General features: G+C 73.5%; 21 protein-coding genes. 15 read left to right on the top strand and 6 right to left on the bottom strand.

Going from position 1 to position 18652, the window contains the following annotated elements:
- Nucleotide 1: 1 nt before the first annotated feature.
- The 3 genes from V6U88_RS26040 (at nt 2) to V6U88_RS26050 (ending at nt 1850) form a co-directional block, all read left to right on the top strand.
- Nucleotides 2-448 carry an acyl-CoA thioesterase gene (locus V6U88_RS26040; protein WP_334456953.1) on the top strand — a complete coding sequence of 149 codons (447 nt, stop codon included), beginning with the start codon at nt 2-4 and terminating at the stop codon, nt 446-448.
- Nucleotides 445-1134 (top strand): hypothetical protein, encoded by a 690-nt coding sequence (locus V6U88_RS26045; protein ID WP_334456954.1) that lies wholly within the window; start codon nt 445-447, stop codon nt 1132-1134. Before V6U88_RS26040 ends, V6U88_RS26045 begins: the two co-directional genes overlap by 4 nt.
- Nucleotides 1135-1265: 131 nt before the next feature.
- Nucleotides 1266-1850, top strand: a complete 585-nt coding sequence (locus V6U88_RS26050; RefSeq protein ID WP_334456956.1) for a YbjN domain-containing protein — start codon at nt 1266-1268, stop codon at nt 1848-1850.
- A gap of 48 nt (nt 1851-1898) precedes the next feature.
- Here the strand turns inward: V6U88_RS26050 and V6U88_RS26055 are convergent, their stop codons facing one another.
- From V6U88_RS26055 to V6U88_RS26065, 3 genes are all read right to left on the bottom strand, one after another.
- The gene (locus V6U88_RS26055; protein ID WP_442934696.1) at nt 1899-2327 is read right to left on the bottom strand and encodes a globin; all 429 of its coding nucleotides are present in this window, start codon (nt 2325-2327) and stop codon (nt 1899-1901) included.
- A 63-nt stretch (nt 2328-2390) separates the two neighbouring features.
- Complete coding sequence (locus tag V6U88_RS26060; protein ID WP_334456958.1) at nt 2391-3779, bottom strand: MFS transporter; 1389 nt, start codon at nt 3777-3779, stop codon at nt 2391-2393.
- A gap of 248 nt (nt 3780-4027) precedes the next feature.
- Entirely contained in the window at nt 4028-5191 is a 1164-nt protein-coding gene (locus tag V6U88_RS26065; RefSeq protein WP_334456959.1) for a mechanosensitive ion channel family protein, read from the bottom strand.
- Between the two features lie 185 nt (nt 5192-5376).
- On the opposite strand from V6U88_RS26065, the gene V6U88_RS26070 reads away from it, so the two are divergent.
- A complete protein-coding gene (locus V6U88_RS26070) occupies nt 5377-5910 on the top strand; it encodes an HNH endonuclease (RefSeq protein WP_210775995.1) in 534 nt (177 codons plus the stop codon).
- Nucleotides 5911-5932: 22 nt separating this feature from the next.
- On the opposite strand, the gene V6U88_RS26075 is transcribed toward V6U88_RS26070, so the two are convergent.
- The 3 genes from V6U88_RS26075 to V6U88_RS26085 all read right to left on the bottom strand — a co-directional run bounded on the left by V6U88_RS26075 (nt 5933) and on the right by V6U88_RS26085 (nt 7859).
- Entirely contained in the window at nt 5933-6754 is an 822-nt protein-coding gene (locus tag V6U88_RS26075; RefSeq protein WP_334456961.1) for a class F sortase, read from the bottom strand.
- A 12-nt stretch (nt 6755-6766) separates the two neighbouring features.
- On the bottom strand, nt 6767-7240 hold the full coding sequence (locus V6U88_RS26080) for a hypothetical protein (RefSeq protein WP_334456963.1): 474 nt from the start codon (nt 7238-7240) through the stop codon (nt 6767-6769).
- 139 nt (nt 7241-7379) lie between these two features.
- Nucleotides 7380-7859 carry an Lrp/AsnC family transcriptional regulator gene (locus tag V6U88_RS26085; protein WP_334456964.1) on the bottom strand — a complete coding sequence of 160 codons (480 nt, stop codon included), beginning with the start codon at nt 7857-7859 and terminating at the stop codon, nt 7380-7382.
- A gap of 147 nt (nt 7860-8006) precedes the next feature.
- On the opposite strand from V6U88_RS26085, the gene V6U88_RS26090 reads away from it, so the two are divergent.
- From V6U88_RS26090 to V6U88_RS26140, 11 genes are read left to right on the top strand one after another with little or no spacing between them, the layout of a single operon-like run.
- Entirely contained in the window at nt 8007-8909 is a 903-nt protein-coding gene (locus V6U88_RS26090; RefSeq protein ID WP_334456965.1) for a tryptophan 2,3-dioxygenase, read from the top strand.
- Between the two features lie 14 nt (nt 8910-8923).
- Nucleotides 8924-10204, top strand: coding sequence for a kynureninase (kynU, locus tag V6U88_RS26095; protein ID WP_334456966.1), 1281 nt, complete (start codon nt 8924-8926; stop codon nt 10202-10204).
- Nucleotides 10201-11538: an FAD-dependent oxidoreductase gene (locus V6U88_RS26100; protein WP_334456967.1), complete on the top strand. Its 1338-nt coding sequence runs from the start codon at nt 10201-10203 to the stop codon at nt 11536-11538. The genes kynU and V6U88_RS26100 overlap by 4 nt, the downstream gene beginning before the upstream one ends.
- 20 nt (nt 11539-11558) lie before the next feature.
- Nucleotides 11559-13040, top strand: coding sequence for a 2-hydroxymuconic semialdehyde dehydrogenase (locus V6U88_RS26105; RefSeq protein ID WP_334457016.1), 1482 nt, complete (start codon nt 11559-11561; stop codon nt 13038-13040).
- A gap of 17 nt (nt 13041-13057) precedes the next feature.
- Complete coding sequence (locus tag V6U88_RS26110; RefSeq protein ID WP_334456968.1) at nt 13058-13858, top strand: 2-keto-4-pentenoate hydratase; 801 nt, start codon at nt 13058-13060, stop codon at nt 13856-13858.
- Entirely contained in the window at nt 13855-14793 is a 939-nt protein-coding gene (locus V6U88_RS26115) for an acetaldehyde dehydrogenase (acetylating) (RefSeq protein ID WP_334456969.1), read from the top strand. Before V6U88_RS26110 ends, V6U88_RS26115 begins: the two co-directional genes overlap by 4 nt.
- Entirely contained in the window at nt 14790-15881 is a 1092-nt protein-coding gene (dmpG, locus tag V6U88_RS26120) for a 4-hydroxy-2-oxovalerate aldolase (RefSeq protein WP_334456970.1), read from the top strand. Before V6U88_RS26115 ends, dmpG begins: the two co-directional genes overlap by 4 nt.
- A gap of 42 nt (nt 15882-15923) precedes the next feature.
- Nucleotides 15924-16697: a 2-keto-4-pentenoate hydratase gene (locus tag V6U88_RS26125; RefSeq protein ID WP_334456971.1), complete on the top strand. Its 774-nt coding sequence runs from the start codon at nt 15924-15926 to the stop codon at nt 16695-16697.
- Nucleotides 16694-17116 carry a RidA family protein gene (locus V6U88_RS26130; RefSeq protein WP_334456972.1) on the top strand — a complete coding sequence of 141 codons (423 nt, stop codon included), beginning with the start codon at nt 16694-16696 and terminating at the stop codon, nt 17114-17116. Before V6U88_RS26125 ends, V6U88_RS26130 begins: the two co-directional genes overlap by 4 nt.
- The gene (locus V6U88_RS26135) at nt 17113-17637 is read left to right on the top strand and encodes a 3-hydroxyanthranilate 3,4-dioxygenase (RefSeq protein WP_334456973.1); all 525 of its coding nucleotides are present in this window, start codon (nt 17113-17115) and stop codon (nt 17635-17637) included. Before V6U88_RS26130 ends, V6U88_RS26135 begins: the two co-directional genes overlap by 4 nt.
- A complete protein-coding gene (locus tag V6U88_RS26140; RefSeq protein WP_334456975.1) occupies nt 17637-18647 on the top strand; it encodes an amidohydrolase family protein in 1011 nt (336 codons plus the stop codon). Before V6U88_RS26135 ends, V6U88_RS26140 begins: the two co-directional genes overlap by 1 nt.
- Nucleotides 18648-18652: the final 5 nt, after the last annotated feature.

An 18652-nucleotide genomic window follows, 5' to 3' on the forward strand; every position in this document is an offset into this window, starting at 1 on the left:
CATGGCGGACCGGTTCGTCTACCACTGCACGCTGCGCTGGTCCGACCTGGACGCGTACGGCCACGTCAACAACTCGCGCTTCCTCACCCTCTACGAGGAGGCGCGGGTGGCGTTGATGTTCGCCGGTGGCCGGGCGTGGGGGGTGGGCTCGTTCGCCGACGGGGTGGTCATCCGCCGGCACGAGGTCGACTACCTGCGCCCGGTCGACTACGCGCTGGGCCGGGCCACTGCGGAGGCGGCCCCCACCGTCCGGATCGAACTCTGGGTGGAGGAGATCCGGGCGTCCCGGTTCACCGTCGCCTACGAGCTGTACGACGGCGACGTGCTGGCCAGCACCGCCCGCTCGGTGCTGGTGCCGTTCGACCTGGTGGCCAAGCGGCCCCGCCGCATCACCTCCGACGAGCGCGCCTTCCTGCTCGCGTACGCGCCCGCGGGCGGGGCGGCGTGAGTGGCGCGCCCGTCGTGACGCCGGGGCACGGGCTGGACGGGGTCGCCGACGCGGGCGCCTTCCTGGCCCGGGTGGTCCGCTTCGACCCGGCCACCGTGGTCCGGCTCCGTCCGGCCGCCGGGGGCGGACGTACCGCGCTCTGGGCCCGGCTGCCCTGGGACGTGCTGGTCGTCCGCACGGTGGCCGGCGCCGGCCCGGGTGACGTCACGGTCGCCGCCGCCGACCTGCTGGCCGAGCTGGAGTCCGCCGGCGGGGCGCTGCCGGTCCGGCGGGACGACCGGTGGCGCTGGCCGCTGCCGCCGGTGGCGAGCCGGCGGGTGGAGGCGCTGCCCGCCGGGGAGCTGCGGCGGATCGCCGAGGCGGCGGCGGGCACCCTGCGCACCGCCGCCACCGAGGGTGTGGGCGGCCGTGCGGTGGGTCAGCGGGTGCTGCGTGACGCGCTGCTGGACCACGTGGCCGTGGTGGTCACCCCGGACGACCCGCCGGGGGAGCCGGTCGAGGTGACCCAGCGCCTGGTTCAGGGCCTGGTCCGGATGGGTTTCCTCGGGCCGGCCGACGCCCCGGGCGAGGTCCAGGTACGCGTCGCGGGCCGCTGGGTCGGCCTGGTGGGACCGTACGGAGCGGCCTGGTCGCGCAAGGTTTCGGAGCTGGCGATCCGGCCGGTGAAGGATCATCCGAACGGATGACCCATGGTCATCCTTCTGGCCTGGGGCTGTCGTTGGGGGGGTGCTTCAACCCGGCTGTCCGGGTACCGTCCATCCTCGGATCCAACGCACCGTAGGCGTTCGGATCCGCTGGGGAGTGAGGTGCGCGAGCGATGCCGTGGTGGTCATGGCGCCCTGGTCCCGCCGCTGGCGGCGACCCGGAAACTCGAACCGGGATCACAGTGGACAGCACCGTCCGGGTCGGACCACCGTCCCCCCGGCAGCCGGGGGACGACTGCCAGGCGGCCGACCGGCCGGTGATCGCGGACATGCCGGTCAGTGTGGAGCCGGTCACCCTGCGCAGGGTCTGTGAGGCTCTGGACCTGCTCGACGTGCGGTACCTGGCCGACGGCGACGGGAACCTGCTGGCCATGTGGGAGCGGCACGCGGTGCTGGTCACCCTGGAGGGCCCCGAGGACGAGATCCTGGTGATGCGGGCCCGTCCACACGCGACGGTGCCGCCGGACTGGGCGGACCGGGCCTACCGGGTGGTCAACGAGTGGAACCACACCCGTCGGTTCTGCAAGGCGTACATCGGCGACCCCACCGAGCGGGGCCAACTGCCGATCTACGGCGAGCTCCAGGTGCCGCTCGGCGCCGGCACCCACGACGCGCTTCTGGTCGAGATGCTCGACTGCGGCGCGGCCGTGGCGACCACCTTCGTGGACTGGCTGCACGACGAGGGCGCGCTGCTCTGAGCCGACGGTCGCAGGCCGGCACGGGCCGGCCGCGACCGCTTCGGCGCCTCAGGCGTCCCCGGCCGGGTCCTCCATCACGTTGACCATGAAGTACGCGGCGCGTTCGAGGTAGTCCCAGAGCGCCTTGGCGATCTCCGGCGGCAGGTCCAGCCGGTCGACCGCCCGCCGCATGTGGTGCAGCCAGGCGTCCCGCTCGGCCGCGCCGATCCGGTACGGCGCGTGCCGCATCCGCAGCCGGGGGTGCCCGCGCTGGGCGGAGTAGGTGTTCGGGCCGCCCCAGTACTGCATCAGGAAGAGCGTCAGCCGGTCGGCGGCCGGCCCGAGGTCCTCCTCCGGGTACATCGGCCGCAGCAGCGGGTCGGTGGCGACGCCGGCGTAGAACTCGTCGACCAGCTTGCGGAAGGTGGGCTCGCCGCCGACCGCCTCGAAGAGGGTCATCGACGCACCGGGCCGGTCGGACTCAGCTGCGGGATTCACCGTTCCATCCTGCCAGGTGCCCCGGCGCGGCGACCGCCGCGTACCGGCCGGGACGGCTGCCGATCACGTCACAGCGTGGCTGTGGCGGCTCCGCTCGCCGGAGCGGCCCTCCGCCGCCCGGCCGGCGCGGGGCCGGGGAGCGTGCGCCGCGTCACGGGCCGCGGCGTCGTCCTGGTTGGCCCGGTCGGCCGCCGCGACGGCCGCGTCGATGGTCTTCCCGTCCGGCCAGCGCAGGGCCGTGAAGAGCATCAGCAGTACGCCGGCGGCGCTCCACAGGCCGACCACCAGCGGGATGGAGAAGCGGTCCGCGAGCAGCCCGGTGACCAGCACCGAGGCGCCCTGGATCACCTGCATGCCGGTGGCCATCACGCCGAAGGCGCGGGCCCGGTAGCCGTTGGGCAGTGCCCGGACGAAGAGCCCGTTGGCCGTCGGTAGCAGGCCGGCGGCGGCGAAGCCGCAGGCGGCCGCGAGCAGGGCCACCACCACCGGCGGCGGGTCGAGGAGCGTGGGCACCAGGACCAGGGGGGCGATCACCGCCAGCGGCCGCATCAGGGCGAGCCGGCGGGCCGGCGCGACCGCCCGGCCCACCACCAGCCCGCCGAGGATGAACCCGACCGGGTTCGCGGCCATGATGACGGCCTGCGCGACGCCGCTGTCCAGCCCGTCGCCGGAGCTCTCGGCGGCCCACGCGGCGGCCAGCCCCTCGGGGACGATCGAGAAGAGCATGGCGCTGAAGACCAGCACGGCGATGGCCCGCAGGACCGGGGTGCCGAAGACGATCTGGAAGCCCTGCCCGGTCTCGCGCAACAGGTGGCTGCGGTGCGCGGCGGTCATCGCCGGCTCCCGGTCGCGGACGCCGAAGCGGGTCAGCGCGGCGGAGACGGCGAAGGTGGCCGCGTTGATCAGCAGCGCGACGGTCGGGTTCACCGCCGCCACCGCGGCGCCGAGGAGGTACCCGACCACCTGCGCGGCCTGGGCGGAGCTGGCGTTCAGCGACAGGCCGAGGACCAGCCGGTCCCCGGTGAGGATGGCCGGCATGAGCGCGGAGCGGGCGGCCTGGCTGGGCGGGTTGGCCAGCGTGGTGGCGAAGAGCAGGGCCAGGATCACCCACACCGGCACGCCCGGCACGGCGATCAGCGCCATCAGCGCCATCCGGATCAGGTCGCAGACCACCATGACCTGCCGGTAGCGGTAGCGCTCGGCGAGCGCCGCCAGCAGCGGCCCGCCGACGAGCCAGGGCAGGTAGCTGACCGCGAACGCGGCGGCGGAGAGGGCGATCGACTCGCTCTGCCGGTAGACCAGCACGGTGACCGCGGCCTTGGCCACGTAGTCGCCCACCCAGGAGAACACGGTGGCCGCGAAGATCGCCCGGTACTCGGACTGGCCGAACACCTCCCGGAATGTGGCCGGCCCGTCCGGAGAGGGTCGCTCGTCGGACACCGTCGCCTCCATCGTGCCCCGCGAGCGGCCACTCGTGACGGCCTGACGGGACCCCGTCGTCAGATCTACGGATCAGCGAGGACATGATCACGCTCCGGCGGGAGCGCGTGCACCGGATTCTGCCCGATCGTCTGACAACTGGCTAGGGCGAACGGATTGGTCGTCGCATCTCCGACTGAACGAACGGACGATACCCGAGGGGCCGCGCGGTCCGCGACCCCCAGATTTCGGATAACCCGGCTCCGGTCGTCGGTCGCAGGTCAGGTGGCCCCACCCTGGCCGGTGCCGGGGGTGCCCGCCGTCCCGGCCGGGCCGGTCCCGCCGGTCTGCGGCAACCCCGGGTAGAGCCGGGCGGCGGCGATCTTCGCGGTGATGCCCGAGTTCTCCAACGCCTCGGCCAGCCGGCGGCGCAGTTCCCGGCCCACCGCGAACTGCCCGTCCGCGGTCGTCTTGACCACCGTCCGGATCACCGCGCCGTCCACCGTCATCTGCTCGACGCCCAGCACCTCGGGCGCCTCGACGATCTCCGGGGCCAGCTCCGGGTCCAGCGCCACCGAGGCCGCCGCCGTCCGCAGCACGGCGCTGGCCTGCTCGGTGCTGGCGAAGCCGATCGGCAGGTCCACCACCACCAGGGCCCAGCCCTGGCTCTTGTTGCCCACCCGGACGATCTCGCCGTTGCGGATGTACCAGAGCACCCCGCGACCGTCGCGGACGGTGGTGACCCGCAGCCCGACCGACTCCACCACGCCGGTCGCCTCGCCCAGGTCCACCGTGTCGCCGACGCCGTACTGGTCCTCGATGAGCATGAACAGGCCCGCGATCAGGTCCTTCACCAGGCTCTGCGCGCCGAAGCCGAGGGCGACGCCGGCGATGCCGGCGCTGGCCAGCAGGGGTGCCAGGTCGAAGCTGAACTCCTTGAGCACCATCAGCAGCGCGATGCCGAAGACGAACGCGGTGACCAGGCTGCGCAGCACCGACCCGATCGCCTCGGCGCGCTGGCGGCGCCGCTCGGGGATGAACTCCGCCGGGTCGAGCGAGGCCGACGGGATCCGCTCGCGCAGCGGCCGGAGCATGGTCGGCACCGCCGCGTCGGTGGTGGTGCGGACCAGCCGGTTGATCGTCCGGTGCAACGCCCAGCGGGCGGCGAACGCCAGCAGCAGGATCAGCACGACCCGCAGCGGCTTGAGCAGGATCCAGTAGCTGCCCTCGGCGAACCAGACCGAGCCGGTCACGTCCAGGACGCCCTTGCACAGGGTGTCCTGGAGGCACTCGGCCGACGGCGAGGGGTCGGGGGTCGGCACGGCGACGGTCACACGGGTGGCACTCACCCTGCTTTCGTACCGCAACACCGTCGGCGGCCCGCCGCCGACCCACCGCCGGGCGACCTGCGTCCCGCCACGGTCCGCCGCGCGCGAACCGGACATCTTTCCACGCGCCGAGAAAGCTTCACGAGGGAGCCCGGATTAGTACGTGCAATCACGGGTCTTATCAGGGACGATTGGCGCAACGGACGTCGGTGATCCTGCCGGCGTCGGTCGTGGTTCCCCGCTGCGCGGGCCCGACCGGCGTGGCCAGTGGTGGGAGCGGCTGGACCGGGAGGGTGAGCACGATGCCTGACATACGACCCACGGTGGGCTCCGGCGCGCTGGTTCTCAACGCCACCTACGAGCCGCTGTGTGTCGTGTCGGTGCGTCGCGCCGCCATTCTCGTGCTCTCCGCCAAGGCGGTCTGCGTCGCCGACGGCGACGGCGTCCTGCACAGCGCGCGCGACGCGCTCCCGGTGCCCTCGGTGGTCCGGCTGACCCGTTTCGTCCGGGTGCCGTACCGCACCCACGTGGGTCTGTCCCGGCGGGCGATCTTCGCCCGGGACGGCGGGCGCTGCGCCTACTGCCGGGGCCCCGCCGAGACCATCGACCACGTCTTCCCGCGCAGCCGGGGTGGCCGGCACGCCTGGGAGAACGTGGTCGCCGCCTGCGCGCGGTGCAACCACACCAAGGGCGACAAGACCCCCGCCGAGCTGGGTTGGCGGCTGCACTCCCTGCCCGCCGCCCCCAAGGGCACGGCCTGGCGGGTGCTCGGTCACCGGGCCCCCGACCCGCGCTGGGCGGACTGGCTCGACCTGCGCGAGCCCGAGGCCGCCTGAGCCAGCCGCCCGCCCGGCGCCGTCACCGGATGCGCGCCTCCACCAGCGAGGCGTACACCACCACGTTGTCGGCGTACCCGGTCCGGCCGCCCACCCACCGCCCACCGCAGGTGATCAGTCGCAGGTTGGGGCGGCTGAAGTCCCCGTATATCTCGTCCACCGGCAGCTCCTCCTTGTCGTAGCGCTGCACCTGGTCCACCTCGAAGACCGCCACCGTGCGGTCCTCGCGGGTCACCTCGACGGTGTCGCCGTCGTGCAGCTCCCGCAGCTCGTGGAAGACCGCCGGACCGGTGGTGGTGTCGACGTGCCCGACGATCACCGCCGGGCCGTACTGACCGGGGGTGGGGCCCTGGTCGTACCAGCCGGCCTCCTGGGCGCGGGCGGCGTCGGGCACCCCGATGCTGCCGTCCGGCGCGATCCCGACGTGGTGCACCGGCGCCCGCAGGTCGATCCGGCTGATCGCGATCCGGGTCGGCGGGCTGCCCGGCAGCACCGGGAACTTCTTCGGCGGCGGGCGCAGGCCGGCGATGAACCGGTCCGGCAGCACGCTGAGGCCGGTCACCTGCTCGACGCCGAGCATCGTGACGATCAGCGCCATCAGGCTGGCGATCACCAGCACCGGGGCACCCGGCCCCCGCTTCCGGAAGCCGCCCGGCCGGGCCGCCCGGTTCGCCGCCGGCCGTACCGGCCGGGCGTGGGCGACCGGGTCGGTGGTGGTCACGCTGGCGGTGAAGGCCTGGCCGGCCACCCGGCGGAAGCGGCGGGCCGCCCGGGCCGCCAGCCGGGCCGCGGCGCGGACCCGGTCCCGACCCGACCGCGGCGTACGTCGGCGTGTGCGGGTCATGGCGACTGAAGGTCAGGAGCCGGCGCCGGCCCGCCGACGGCCCCCGCCGAACATCCCGAGCCCGGCCACCACGGCCACCACGGCCAGGCCGCCGACCAGCAGCAGTGAACCCGCCCCCCGGGCTGCGGTGCCGCCGCCTCCGGTCGCCGGGCCCTTGGTGGGCTGGGCCATGTTCAGCACGGTCAGGGTGGTGGCCGCGGTTTCGCCGTTGGGGCACCGCAGGTCGACCGAGTAGTCACCGGGCTGCTTGTTGCCCGGAATGGTCACGGCCCCGGTGAGGAAGCCGTTGTCCGGCCGCAGCACCACCCGGCCGAAGGCGTCGGAGTGCACCGTGGCCTGCTGGTTGTTGGCCTTGTCGCAACTGGCCCGGATGTTGACCCGGGTGCCGGCCTGCGCGGTGTTCGGCGTGACCTCGACGAAGGTGTTCTCCCCGGCCCGGGCCGGCGAGACCGTCGCCAGCACGAACGCCGCGACCAGGACGAACATCGTCAGGACGGCGGAAAAGGCACGATGGTACGAGCTGAGCCCCCGCATGATTCTCCCCTCCCGGCCAGGTGCGCCGGAATCCTGCGACGGGTGTCCGGGCCTGCATTCCCGCTCGCCGGGGGGCAAACCCCGCCTCGGTTCAGCGGCGGCGGGCGCCCGGCGAGGGCGTCCCGGCCGGCGGGGTCGGCAGCGGCGTGACCGGGTGCCAGTCCAGCGGGGTGGAGAGCACCATCGTGCTGGACGGCTGGCCGTACGGGGCGAGCCGGTCGATGACCGCCTCGAACTCGGTGATCGAGCCGGCGGCGACCTTGAGCATGCTGCACGCGTCGCCGGTGATCCGGTGGATCTCCCGGATCTCCGGCCAGTCGGCGACGTCCGGGTCGTGCAGGATGCAGCGCGAGCCGTAGCAGGACATCCGGATCATCGCGACGACGCCGCGACCGGCCCGGGTCAGGTCCACGTGGGCGTGGTAGCCGGTGATCACGCCGGACTCCTCCAGCCGGCGGACCCGCTCGGCCACCGCCGGCGGCGACAGGTGCACCCGCCGGGACAGCTCGCTGTACGACAGCCGCGCGTCGGCCTGCAGCTCACGCAGCAGGGCCCAGTCCATCTCGTCCACGCGTGGACCTTACCTTCCTGAAGCCGAACGGCAGAAGAGCCTTCCGCGTCAAAGGCGATCACGGCGGATCACCGTGGAATCGGCATTCCGTACGCCGTTGTGACCGGGGGATCATGTCGTCACCCGGCACACGGAGGAGACGACAAGGTGGATCAGACGGATCTGCGGGCGCCCACGGGGACCACCGCGGTGCGCCCGGTCACCCCGCAGCAGCGCGCCGCGCGGGCGGCCCGCAACGGCGGCGAGCCCACGCTCGAGTTCGCCGACCGGGTGCCGTACGACGCGTACGTGCAGGCCAGCACGCTGCACACCCTGCAGCAGCCGCTCAGCACCGACCCCGGCGAGATGTCCTTCCTGATGGTCAGCCAGATCATGGAGCTGTACTTCGGGCTGACCTGCCACGAGCTGCGCCAGGCGCAGCGGGACCTGCGCGCCGACCGGGTGTGGGAGGCGCTGGCGCCGCTGCGCCGGGCCGCCATGCACCTGGAGGGGCTCAACGCGGCCTGGCGCGGGCTGCGCTGGATGACCCCGGCCGACTTCAACCGGTTCCGCAACCTGCTCGGCGAGGGCTCCGGCTTCCAGTCGGCCATGTACCGGCACCTGGAGTTCCTGCTCGGCCTGCGCGACCCGGCGCTGATCCGACCGTTCCGCCGCCAGGAGCAGGTCTACGACGAGCTGCGCGAAGCCCTCGCCGTGCCGAGCCTCTGGGACGACGTGCTCGCCCTGCTCGCCCGGCACGGCCACGACCTCCCCGCCGACCTGCTGGAGCGGGACGTCGCCGTCGAGCACCGGCCGCACCCGTCGGTCGAGGCGGCCTGGGTGGAGATCTACGACGACGGCGGGCCGCAGAACCACCTCCGCCTGCTCGGCGAGGCGCTGACCGAGGTGGCCGAGCAGTTCGGTGACTGGCGGTGGAACCACGTCAAGGCCGTGCAGCGGACCATGGGCGCGAAGGTCGGCAGCGGCGGCTCCGCCGGACTGGCGTGGCTGCAGCGCAGCATGGCCCGGGTGGTCTTCCCGGAGCTGTGGTCGGCCCGGACGGCGATGTGAGCGGGGAGCGGGACATGTCGACCTCGGAGCAGGACGCGCACCGCCGCGACGCCGCCGACCCCGGCCACCGTCACCTCTTCCACGTGCCGCCCGCCGACGGCGGCCGCTACCCGGAGGCGGCCTACCTGGCCGGCAACTCCCTCGGGCTGCAACCCCGGGCCACCCGCGCCGAACTCCTCGCCGACCTGGACGCCTGGCAGGCGCTCGGTGTCGAGGGGCACCTGGAGGCGCAGCGGCCCTGGCTGCCGTACCACGAGCTGTTGACGGCGCCCGCCGCGCGACTGGTCGGCGCCCGGCCGGCGGAGGTCGTGGTGATGAACTCCCTCACCGTCAACCTGCACCTGCTGATGGTGAGCTTCTACCGGCCCGCCGGAGAGCGGACCCGGATCGTCATCGAGGACAGCGCCTTCCCCTCGGACAGCTACGCGGTGCGCAGCCAGGCCCGCTTCCACGGCCTCGACCCGGACGACACCGTGGTCCGGCTGACCCCGCGCCCCGGCGAGGACACCCTGCGCACCTCGGACGTGACCGACTACCTGGCCGCCGAGGGCGACCGGGTGGCGCTGGTGCTGCTCGGCGGGGTCAACTACCTCACCGGCGAGCTGATGGACATCCCGGCGATCACCGCCGCCGGCCGGGCGGCCGGCGCGGTCGTCGGCTGGGACCTGGCGCACGCCGCCGGCAACGTGCCGCTGGCGCTGCACGACTGGGACGTCGACTTCGCGGCCTGGTGCTCCTACAAGTACCTCAACTCCGGGCCCGGCGCGCTGGGCGGGGTCTTCGTCCACGAGCGCCACCTGGGCGATGACCGCCTGCCCCGCTTCGAAGGCTGGTGGAGCACCGAGGCGGCCACCCGGTTCGAGATGACCCCGGTCTCCCGGCCGCCGGCCACCGTGGAGGCCTGGCAGATCTCCAACCCGCCGATCTTCGCCATGGGCCCGGTACGCACCTCGCTGGAACTCTTCGACCGCGTCGGCATGCCCGCCTTGCGCGAGCGCAGCCTCCGGCTCACCGGCTACCTGCAAGGGCTGCTCGACGAGGTGACCCCCGGCCGGCCGCTGACCGTGGTCACCCCGCGCGACCCCGCCCGCCGGGGCTGCCAGCTCTCGGTGCGCATCGGCGTCGGCAGCGCCGCCGAGCTGACCAAGCGATTGCGGCACGAGCACGGCGTGATCGCCGACGCCCGGGAGCCGGACGTGATCCGGTTCGCCCCGGTGCCGCTCTACTCGACGTACCACGACTGCTGGCGGGTCGCCGACGCGCTGGCCGCGACCGTTGCCGAGGAGCGCCCATGAGCATGGAACGTGACGAGGTGGCGGTGGTCGGGGCCGGGCTGGCGGGCTGCCTGCTGGCCTGCTTCCTGGCCCGGCGCGGCTATCCGGTCGCCCTCTACGAGCGGCGGCCGGACCCGCGCGCCGGGCGGGCCGAGCGCGGCCGGTCGATCAACCTGGCGCTCTCCGAGCGCGGCCTGGACGCGCTGCGCCGCATCGGCCTGGACGAGCAGGTGATGGCCGACGCCCTGCCGATGCGCGGCCGGATGATCCACCCGGTCGCCGGCGAGCCGCAGTTCCAGTCGTACAGCGGCTCCGGGGACCGGGCGATCAACTCGATCAGCCGGGGCGCGCTGAACAACGCCCTGCTCACCGCCGCCGCCGCGCTGCCCGGGGTGCGGATCGCCTTCGACCACCGGCTGGTCGGCCTCGACCCGGCCGGCGGCGAGATGACCTTCGAGACGCCGCAGGGCAAGGTCACGGCGACCGCCTCGGTCGTCCTCGGCGCCGACGGCGCCGGCTCCGCGGTGCGCGGGCAACTGCTCGGGTACGGCGCGTTGACCGAGAGCCTGGACTTCCTCGACTACGGCTACAAGGAACTCACCATCCCGCCGCTCGGCGGCGAGTTCGCCCTCGATCCGTCGGCGCTGCACATCTGGCCGCGCGGCACCTCGATGATGATCGCGCTGCCCAACCCGGACCGCTCGTTCACCTGCACCCTCTTCTGGCCCACCCACGGCACCGCCAGCTTCGCCTCGCTGGGCAGCCCGGCTGCGATCGAGCAGCACTTCGCCACCCACTACCCGGACCTGATCCCGCTCGCGCCCAACCTGGTCGACGACTACCAGCACAACCCGGTCGGGGTGCTCGGCACGGTGCGCTGCGCGCCCTGGCAGGTCGACGGGAAGGTGGCGCTGCTCGGCGACGCGGCGCACGCCATCGTGCCGTTCTACGGCCAGGGCGCCAACTGTGCCTTCGAGGACGTCGTCGAGCTGGACCGCTGCCTCGACGAGTGCGGCGACGACTGGTCCGCCGCGCTGCCGCTCTACCAGCGCCGCCGGCAGGACAACGCCGAGGCGATCGCCCGGATGGCACTGGCCAACTTCGTGGAAATGCGGGACAAGGTCGCCTCGCCGGTCTTCCAGACCCGCAAGCGGATCGAGCACGCGCTGGAGCGGGCGCTGCCCGGCCGGTACGTTTCGCAGTACGAACTGGTCTCCTTCTCCACCACCCCGTACGCCGAGGTGCGCCGCCGGGTGCGGCGCCAGTACGCGGTGGCGGGGGCGGTGGCCGCGGGCGGGCTGGCGTTGCTGGCCGGCGTGGTGAGTGCGGCGATCGGCCTGGGGAGGCGCGGATGACGCTCTGGGACGCGCGGCTGATGGCCGGGCACGCGCCGGACGGGCCGGGGCTGCTGCGCCACTTCGTCGGCGGCGAGTTCGTCGACGCCGGCCGGCGCTTCACCAAGCGCAGCCCGGTCACCGGTGAGCCGGTCTTCGAGGTGGTCGAGGCGTCGCGGTCCACCGTGGACGACGCGGTGGCCGCGGCCCGGGCGGCGCTGCGCGGGCCGTGGGGCCGGATGGGCGAGCGGGAGCGCGCCGAGGTGCTGCGCCGGGTCGCCGACGAGCTGGAACGGCGCTTCGACGACCTGGTAACCGCCGAGGTCGCCGACACCGGCAAGGCCATCTCGCAGGCCCGCACCCTGGACATCCCGCGCGGCGCGGCGAACTTCCGCGCCTTCGCCGAGATCGTGGCGACCGCGCCGACGGAGTCGTTCACCACGGTCACCCCGGCCGGTGGCCGGGCGCTGAACTACGCCGTCCGCAAGCCGGTCGGCGTGGTCGCCGTGATCGTGCCGTGGAACCTGCCGCTGCTGCTGCTCACCTGGAAGGTGGCCCCGGCCCTGGCCTGCGGCAACGCCGTGGTGGTCAAGCCCAGCGAGGAGACCCCCGCCTCGGCGACGCTGCTGGCCGAGGTGATGGCCGCCGCCGGCGTGCCGGACGGGGTGTTCAACCTGGTGCACGGCTTCGGCCCGGACTCGGCCGGTGAGTTCCTCACCCGGCACCCGGGGGTCGACGCGATCACCTTCACGGGCGAGTCGGCCACCGGCGGCGCGATCATGCGGGCCGCCGCGGACGGGGTGAAGGCGGTCTCGTTCGAGCTGGGCGGCAAGAACGCCGGGCTGGTCTTCGCCGACGCCGACCTGGACGCGGCGGTGGCCGGCTCGGTGCGCTCCAGCTTCACCAACGGCGGGCAGGTCTGCCTCTGCACCGAGCGGATCTACGTGCAGCGGCCGGTCTTCGAGGAGTTCACCGCCCGGCTGGCGAAGCGGGCCGGGGAGCTGGCGTACGGGTGGCCGGCCGACGAGGCCACCGCGAACATGCCGCTCATCTCGCACGCCCACCGGGACAAGGTGCTCGGCCACTACGCGCTGGCCCGCACCGAGGGCGCCGAGGTGCTGACCGGGGGCGGCACGCCGCGCTTCGGCGACACCCGCGACGGCGGGGCGTACGTGCAGCCGACCGTGCTGACCGGGCTCGGCCCGGACGCCCGGACGAACACCGAGGAGATCTTCGGCCCGGTCGTGCACGTGGCGCCCTTCGACGACGAGGACGAGGCGTACGCGCTGGCCAACGGCACCGAGTACGGCCTGGCGGCGACGGTCTGGACCCGGGACGTGGGCCGGGCGCACCGGGCCGGCGCCCGGCTGGACGCCGGCATCGTCTGGGTGAACACCTGGTTCCTGCGCGACCTGCGCACCCCGTTCGGCGGCGTGAAGGCCTCCGGGATCGGGCGGGAGGGCGGCGTGCACTCGCTGGACTTCTACTCCGAGCTCACCAACGTCTGTGTGGACCTGTCGTGAACGGGCGAGGAGCCGGCGTGAAAGCTGACATCGAAGCGGCCAACCGGGAGCTGGCCGAGGCCCGCAGCAGCGGCAAGCCCTGCCCGCCGCTGCGCGGGCGGCTGCTGCCCGAGTCCGACGTCGAGTCGGCGTACCGGGTGCAGCAGCTCCAGGCGCGGGCCTGGCAGGGCCGGGGCGAGCGCCGGGTGGGTGCCAAGATCGGGCTGACCTCCCGGGCGGTGCAGGAGAACTTCGGCGTCTTCCAGCCGGACTTCGGGGTGCTGACCGACGCCATGGCGGTCGGCGACGGCGTCGAGGTGCCGATCGACCGGCTGCTCCAGCCCCGGGTGGAGGCGGAGATCGCCTTCGTGCTCGGCGCGGACCTGACCGACGAGCGGGTCACCACCGTCGACCTGATCCGGGCGGTCGACCACGTGCTCCCGGCCATCGAGATCGTCGACTCGCGGATCGCCGGCTGGGATATCTCCATCGTGGACACCGTCGCCGACAACGCCTCCAGCGGGCTCTTCGTGCTGGGCACCACGCCGCGCCGGCTGGCCGACGTGGACCTGCGGTTGTGCGGGATGGTGCTGGAGCACGCGGGCGAGCCGGTGTCGGTCGGCGCCGGCGCGGCCTGCCTCGGCAATCCGCTGCACGCGCTGGAGTGGCTGGTGCGGACGATGGCCCGCGCCGGTGACCCGTTGCGCGCCGGCGACGTGGTGCTCTCCGGGGCGCTCGGCCCGATGGTGCCGGTCACCCCCGGCGCGGCGTACGAGGCGCGGATCTCCGGGCTCGGCTCGGTACGGACCTGTTTCTCTTCGTCCAAGGAGGCGGCGTGACGGTCGGGGTGGCGGTGATCGGCTCCGGCAACATCGGGACCGATCTGATGATCAAGGTGCTCCGGTTGAGTGACAGCCTGCGCATGGTGGCGATGGCCGGCATCGACCCGGAGTCCGACGGGCTGGCCCGGGCCCGGCGGCTCGGCGTGGCGACCACCGCCGAGGGCGTGGACGGCCTCGTGGCGCTGCCCGAGTTCGCCGACGTGGAGCTGGTCTTCGACGCCACCTCGGCCGCCGCGCACCGGCACAACGACGCGGTGCTGCGGGCGCACGACCGGACCGTGGTCGACCTGACCCCGGCGGCGATCGGCCCGTACGTGGTGCCGCCGGTCAACCTCGACGAGCACCTGCACGAGAGCAACGTCAACATGGTCACCTGCGGCGGCCAGGCCACCGTGCCGATCGTCGCCGCCGTCGGCCGGGTCACCCCGGTCGCGTACGCGGAGATCGTCGCCTCGATCGCCTCGAAGTCGGCCGGCCCCGGCACCCGGGCCAACATCGACGAGTTCACCGAGACCACCGCCCGGGCGATCGAGGTGGTCGGCGGCGCGGAGCGCGGCAAGGCGATCATCGTGCTCAACCCGGCCGACCCGCCGCTGCTGATGCGCGACACCGTCTACTGCCTCTGCCCGGACGCCGACGCCGACCGGGCCGCGATCGCCGCCTCGGTGGCGGACATGGTGGCCACGGTGCAGGAGTACGTCCCCGGCTACCGGCTGAAGCAGGACGTGCAGTTCGACCGGGTCGACACCTACGTGCCGTCGCTCGGCCGGCACCTGGCCGGGTGGCAGGTCTCGGTCTTCCTGGAGGTCTCCGGGGCCGGGCACTACCTGCCGGCGTACGCCGGGAACCTCGACATCATGACCTCGGCCGCGCTGCGCACCGCGGAGCGACTGCTGGCCCGCCGCGCGAGCAGCACGGAGGTGGCGGCGTGACCGACCTCTACATCCAGGACGTGACGCTGCGCGACGGCATGCACGCCATCGCCCACCGCTACACCGTCGACCAGGTACGCACCATCGCCGCCGCGCTGGACGCGGCGGGGGTGGCCGCCATCGAGGTGGCGCACGGCGACGGGCTGGCCGGCTCCAGCGTCAACTACGGCCACGGCGCGGCCAGCGACGCCGACTGGATCTCCGCCGCCGCCGAGGTGATGACCAGCGCGAAGCTGACCACCCTGCTGCTGCCGGGGATCGGCACCATCGCCGACCTGAAGGCGGCGAAGGCGCTCGGGGTGACCAGCGTGCGGATCGCCACCCACTGCACCGAGGCGGACATCTCCGCCCAGCACATCTCCTGGGCCCGGGAGAACGGCATGGACGTCTCCGGGTTCCTGATGATGTCGCACATGAACGACCCGGCCGGGCTGGCCGCCCAGGCCAAGCTGATGGAGTCGTACGGGGCGCACTGCGTCTACGTCACCGACTCCGGCGGTCGGCTGCTGATGTCGGACGTGGCGCAGCGGGTCGACGCGTACCGGCAGGTGCTGGCGCCGGAGACGCAGATTGGCATCCACGCCCACCACAACCTGTCGCTCGGGGTGGCCAACAGCGTGGTCGCCGTCGAGCACGGCCGGATCGCCGGTGACGGGCCGGTCGGCCCGGACGCCCCGCACGGCCGCACCGTCCGGGTGGACGCGTCGCTGGCCGGGATGGGTGCCGGGGCGGGCAACGCGCCGCTGGAGGTCTTCGTCGCGGTCGCCGAGTTGCACGGCTGGAAGCACGGCTGCGACGTGTTCGCGCTGATGGACGCGGCCGACGACGTGGTTCGCCCGCTGCAGGACCGCCCGGTCCAGGTCGACCGGGAGACGCTGTCGCTCGGCTACGCCGGGGTCTACTCCAGCTTCCTGCGGCACGCCGAGCGCGCCTCGGCGCGGTACGGCGTGGACGTCCGCTCGATCCTGGTCGAGCTGGGCCGGCGGCGGATGGTCGGCGGCCAGGAGGACATGATCGTGGACGTGGCGCTCGACCTGGCCGGTCGGCGCGAGGAGCAGGGGGAGATCGCCGGTGAGCGCGAGGAGTGAGCCGGGTTTGCGAGCCCCGCAGTCGCGAACGAAGGGGACGCCGTGATCGGGCCGGACATCGCGGGGATCGCGGAGAAGCTGGGCGCGGCGGCCGACAGCGCCACCGCGATTCCGCAGCTCGCCGCCGAGACCGGGCTGGACGTCGACGCCGCGTACGCGGTGCAGACCGCGCTGCTGCAGCGCCGGCTCGACCGGGGCGAGCGGCTGGTCGGGCTCAAGATGGGGCTGACCAGCAAGGCGAAGATGGCCCAGGTCGGGGTGGACGAGGTGATCTGGGGCCGGCTCACCGACGTGATGCGGGTCCCGGACGGCGGCACGGTCGACGTGGCCGACTTCATCCACCCGCGGGTCGAGCCGGAGGTCGCGTTCCTGCTGGACCGGCTCCCCGACCCGGGCGAACCGGTCGGCGCCTTCGCCGACGCGGTCCGCGCGGTCGCCCCGGCGATCGAGCTGATCGACTCCCGCTACGCGAACTTCACCTTCTCCCTGCCGGACGTGGTCGCCGACAACACCTCGGCGGCGGCGTTCGTGGTCGGGCCGTGGTCGCCGGTGCCGGACGGGCTGGACAACCTGGGCGTGCTGCTGGAGATCGACGGGCGGGTGGCGCAGGTCGGCTCGACGGCGGCGATCCTCGGTGACCCGCGCCGGGCCCTGGACGAGGGCATCCGGCTCGCCGGCCGGCACGGGGTGCGGCTGCACTCCGGCTGGGTCTTCCTCGCCGGTGCCGCCACCGCGGCTGTCCCGCTGCGTCCCGGTGCCCATGTGCGTGCCGTGGTCGAGAAGCTCGGCGCCGCCTCGCTGCGGGCCGCCTCGTGACCGCCCGGGTCGTCGCCGGGAAGGCCGTGCCGCGGGGGGCGTTTCCGCACGTCAAGGTGGCGGGCGGGTTCGTCTTCGTCTCCGGCACGTCGTCGCGTCGGCCGGACAACACCTTTGCGGGTGTGTCGGTGGACGAGTTCGGCACCACGGATCTCGACATCCGGGTGCAGACGCGGGCGGTGATCGAGAACATTCGCGACCTGCTGCGGTCGGTCGGTGCGGAGCTGTCCGACCTGGTCCAGGTGACCTCGTACCTGGTCAGCATGAACGACTTCGGTGGTTACAACGAGGTGTGGGCGGAGTTCTTCGACGCCACCGGGCCGACCCGGACCACGGTGGCCGTCCACCAGTTGCCGCACCCGCACCTGCTGATCGAGATCCAAGCCGTCGCCCTGCTTCCCCAAGGAGGTCCGTCGTGAGTGAGATCGCCGAGCCGTTCAGCTTCCCGGGCTGGATCGCGGAGAACCAGCATCTGCTGAAGCCGCCGGTGGGCAACAAGGAGATGTTCCCGGGTGGGGACGACTTCATCGTGATGGTGGTGGGCGGACCCAACCAGCGCACCGACTTCCACGTCGACCCGTACGAGGAGTTCTTCTACCAGGTCAAGGGCAACATGCACATCAACCTGATGACGCCCGACGGGCCGCGTACGGTGCACGTGCGCGAGGGTCAGATGTGGATGCTGCCGCGCAACACCCCGCACTCGCCGCAGCGTCCCGAGCCCGGCTCGATCGGCGTGGTGGTGGAGCGGGTCCGCGAGGAGGGCACGCTGGAGAAGTTCCAGTGGTACTGCCCGGAGTGCGGGCACAAGGTGCACGAGGTGGAGTTGCAGGTGCGTGACATCGCCGCCGACCTGCCCCCGGTCTTCCAGGCGTTCTACGCCGACGAGTCCGCGCGTACCTGCGACAAGTGCGGCACGCTGCACCCGGGCAAGGGCTGATGCGTCCACCGGTCGTCGACGTGCACACGCACGTCGTACCGAAGGGGTGGCCGGACCTCGCCGCGGCGTGCGGCGGGTCCGGCTGGCCCTGGCTGCGGGTGGACTCCGAGCGCGCCGCCATGATCATGGTGGGGGAGACGGAGTTCCGACCGGTCGGCGCCGAGTGCTGGGACGCGCCGACCCGGCTGGCCGACATGGCCGCCGACGGCGTCGACCTGCAGGTGGTCTCCCCGACCCCGGTCTTCTTCTCCTACGACCGTCCGGCCGACCAGGCGCTCAAGGTCGCCCGGATCTTCAACGACCTCACCCTGGAGGTCACCGCCGCCGGTGGGGACCGGCTGGTGCCGTTCTGCCAGGTGCCGTTGCAGGATGCGGACGCGGCCTGCGCCGAGCTGGACCGCTGCCTGGCGGCCGGGCACGCCGGCGTGGAGATCGGCAACCACGTCGGCGACCGCGACCTCGACGACGCCGGCATCGTGCAGTTCCTGACCCACTGCGCCGAGGTGGGCGCGCCGGTCTTCGTGCACCCGTGGGACATGCCGGGCGGGCCCCGGCTGGACCGGTGGATGGCCCGCTGGCTCACCGGCATGCCCGCCGAGACGCACCTGTCGGTGCTGGCGCTCATCCTGGGCGGGGTGTTCGACCGGGTGCCGGAGACGCTGCGGATCTGCTTCGCGCACGGCGGCGGCAGCTTCCCGTTCTGGCTGGGCCGCGCCGACAACGCCTGGCACCGCCGCGGCGACCTGGTACGCGGCGCCTCGACCGCGCCGCCCAGCTCCTACACCGACCGGTTCAGCGTCGACTCGGTGGTCTTCGCCCCGGCCGCGCTGCGGCTGCTGGTGGACACCATGGGCGCGGAGCGGGTGCTGCTGGGCAGCGACTACCCGTACCCGCTGGGGGAGCGGCCGGTCGGGCGGGTGGTCCACGAGGCCGACTTCCTCACCGGCGAGCAGCGCGACCAGCTCCTCGGCGGCAACGCGCTGCGCTTCCTCGGCCGGACGGGTATATAAGCCAG

The sequence above is a fragment of the Micromonospora sp. CPCC 205739 genome (assembly GCF_036906795.1).
Classification (GTDB): Bacteria; Actinomycetota; Actinomycetes; order Mycobacteriales; family Micromonosporaceae; genus Micromonospora.

Bases quoted from the DNA above. Each gene is read 5' to 3' on its own strand.
- V6U88_RS26040 (WP_334456953.1), top strand. From the start codon at position 2: ATGGCGGACCGGTTCGTCTACCACTGCACGCTGCGCTGGTCCGACCTG.
- V6U88_RS26050 (WP_334456956.1), top strand. From the start codon at position 1,266: ATGCCGTGGTGGTCATGGCGCCCTGGTCCCGCCGCTGGCGGCGACCCG.
- V6U88_RS26060 (WP_334456958.1), bottom strand. From the start codon at position 3,779: ATGGAGGCGACGGTGTCCGACGAGCGACCCTCTCCGGACGGGCCGGCC.
- V6U88_RS26065 (WP_334456959.1), bottom strand. From the start codon at position 5,191: ATGTCCGGTTCGCGCGCGGCGGACCGTGGCGGGACGCAGGTCGCCCGG.
- V6U88_RS26070 (WP_210775995.1), top strand. From the start codon at position 5,377: ATGCCTGACATACGACCCACGGTGGGCTCCGGCGCGCTGGTTCTCAAC.
- V6U88_RS26075 (WP_334456961.1), bottom strand. From the start codon at position 6,754: ATGACCCGCACACGCCGACGTACGCCGCGGTCGGGTCGGGACCGGGTC.
- V6U88_RS26080 (WP_334456963.1), bottom strand. From the start codon at position 7,240: ATGTTCGTCCTGGTCGCGGCGTTCGTGCTGGCGACGGTCTCGCCGGCC.
- kynU (WP_334456966.1), top strand. From the start codon at position 8,924: ATGTCGACCTCGGAGCAGGACGCGCACCGCCGCGACGCCGCCGACCCC.
- V6U88_RS26100 (WP_334456967.1), top strand. From the start codon at position 10,201: ATGAGCATGGAACGTGACGAGGTGGCGGTGGTCGGGGCCGGGCTGGCG.
- V6U88_RS26105 (WP_334457016.1), top strand. From the start codon at position 11,559: ATGGCCGGGCACGCGCCGGACGGGCCGGGGCTGCTGCGCCACTTCGTC.
- V6U88_RS26140 (WP_334456975.1), top strand. From the start codon at position 17,637: ATGCGTCCACCGGTCGTCGACGTGCACACGCACGTCGTACCGAAGGGG.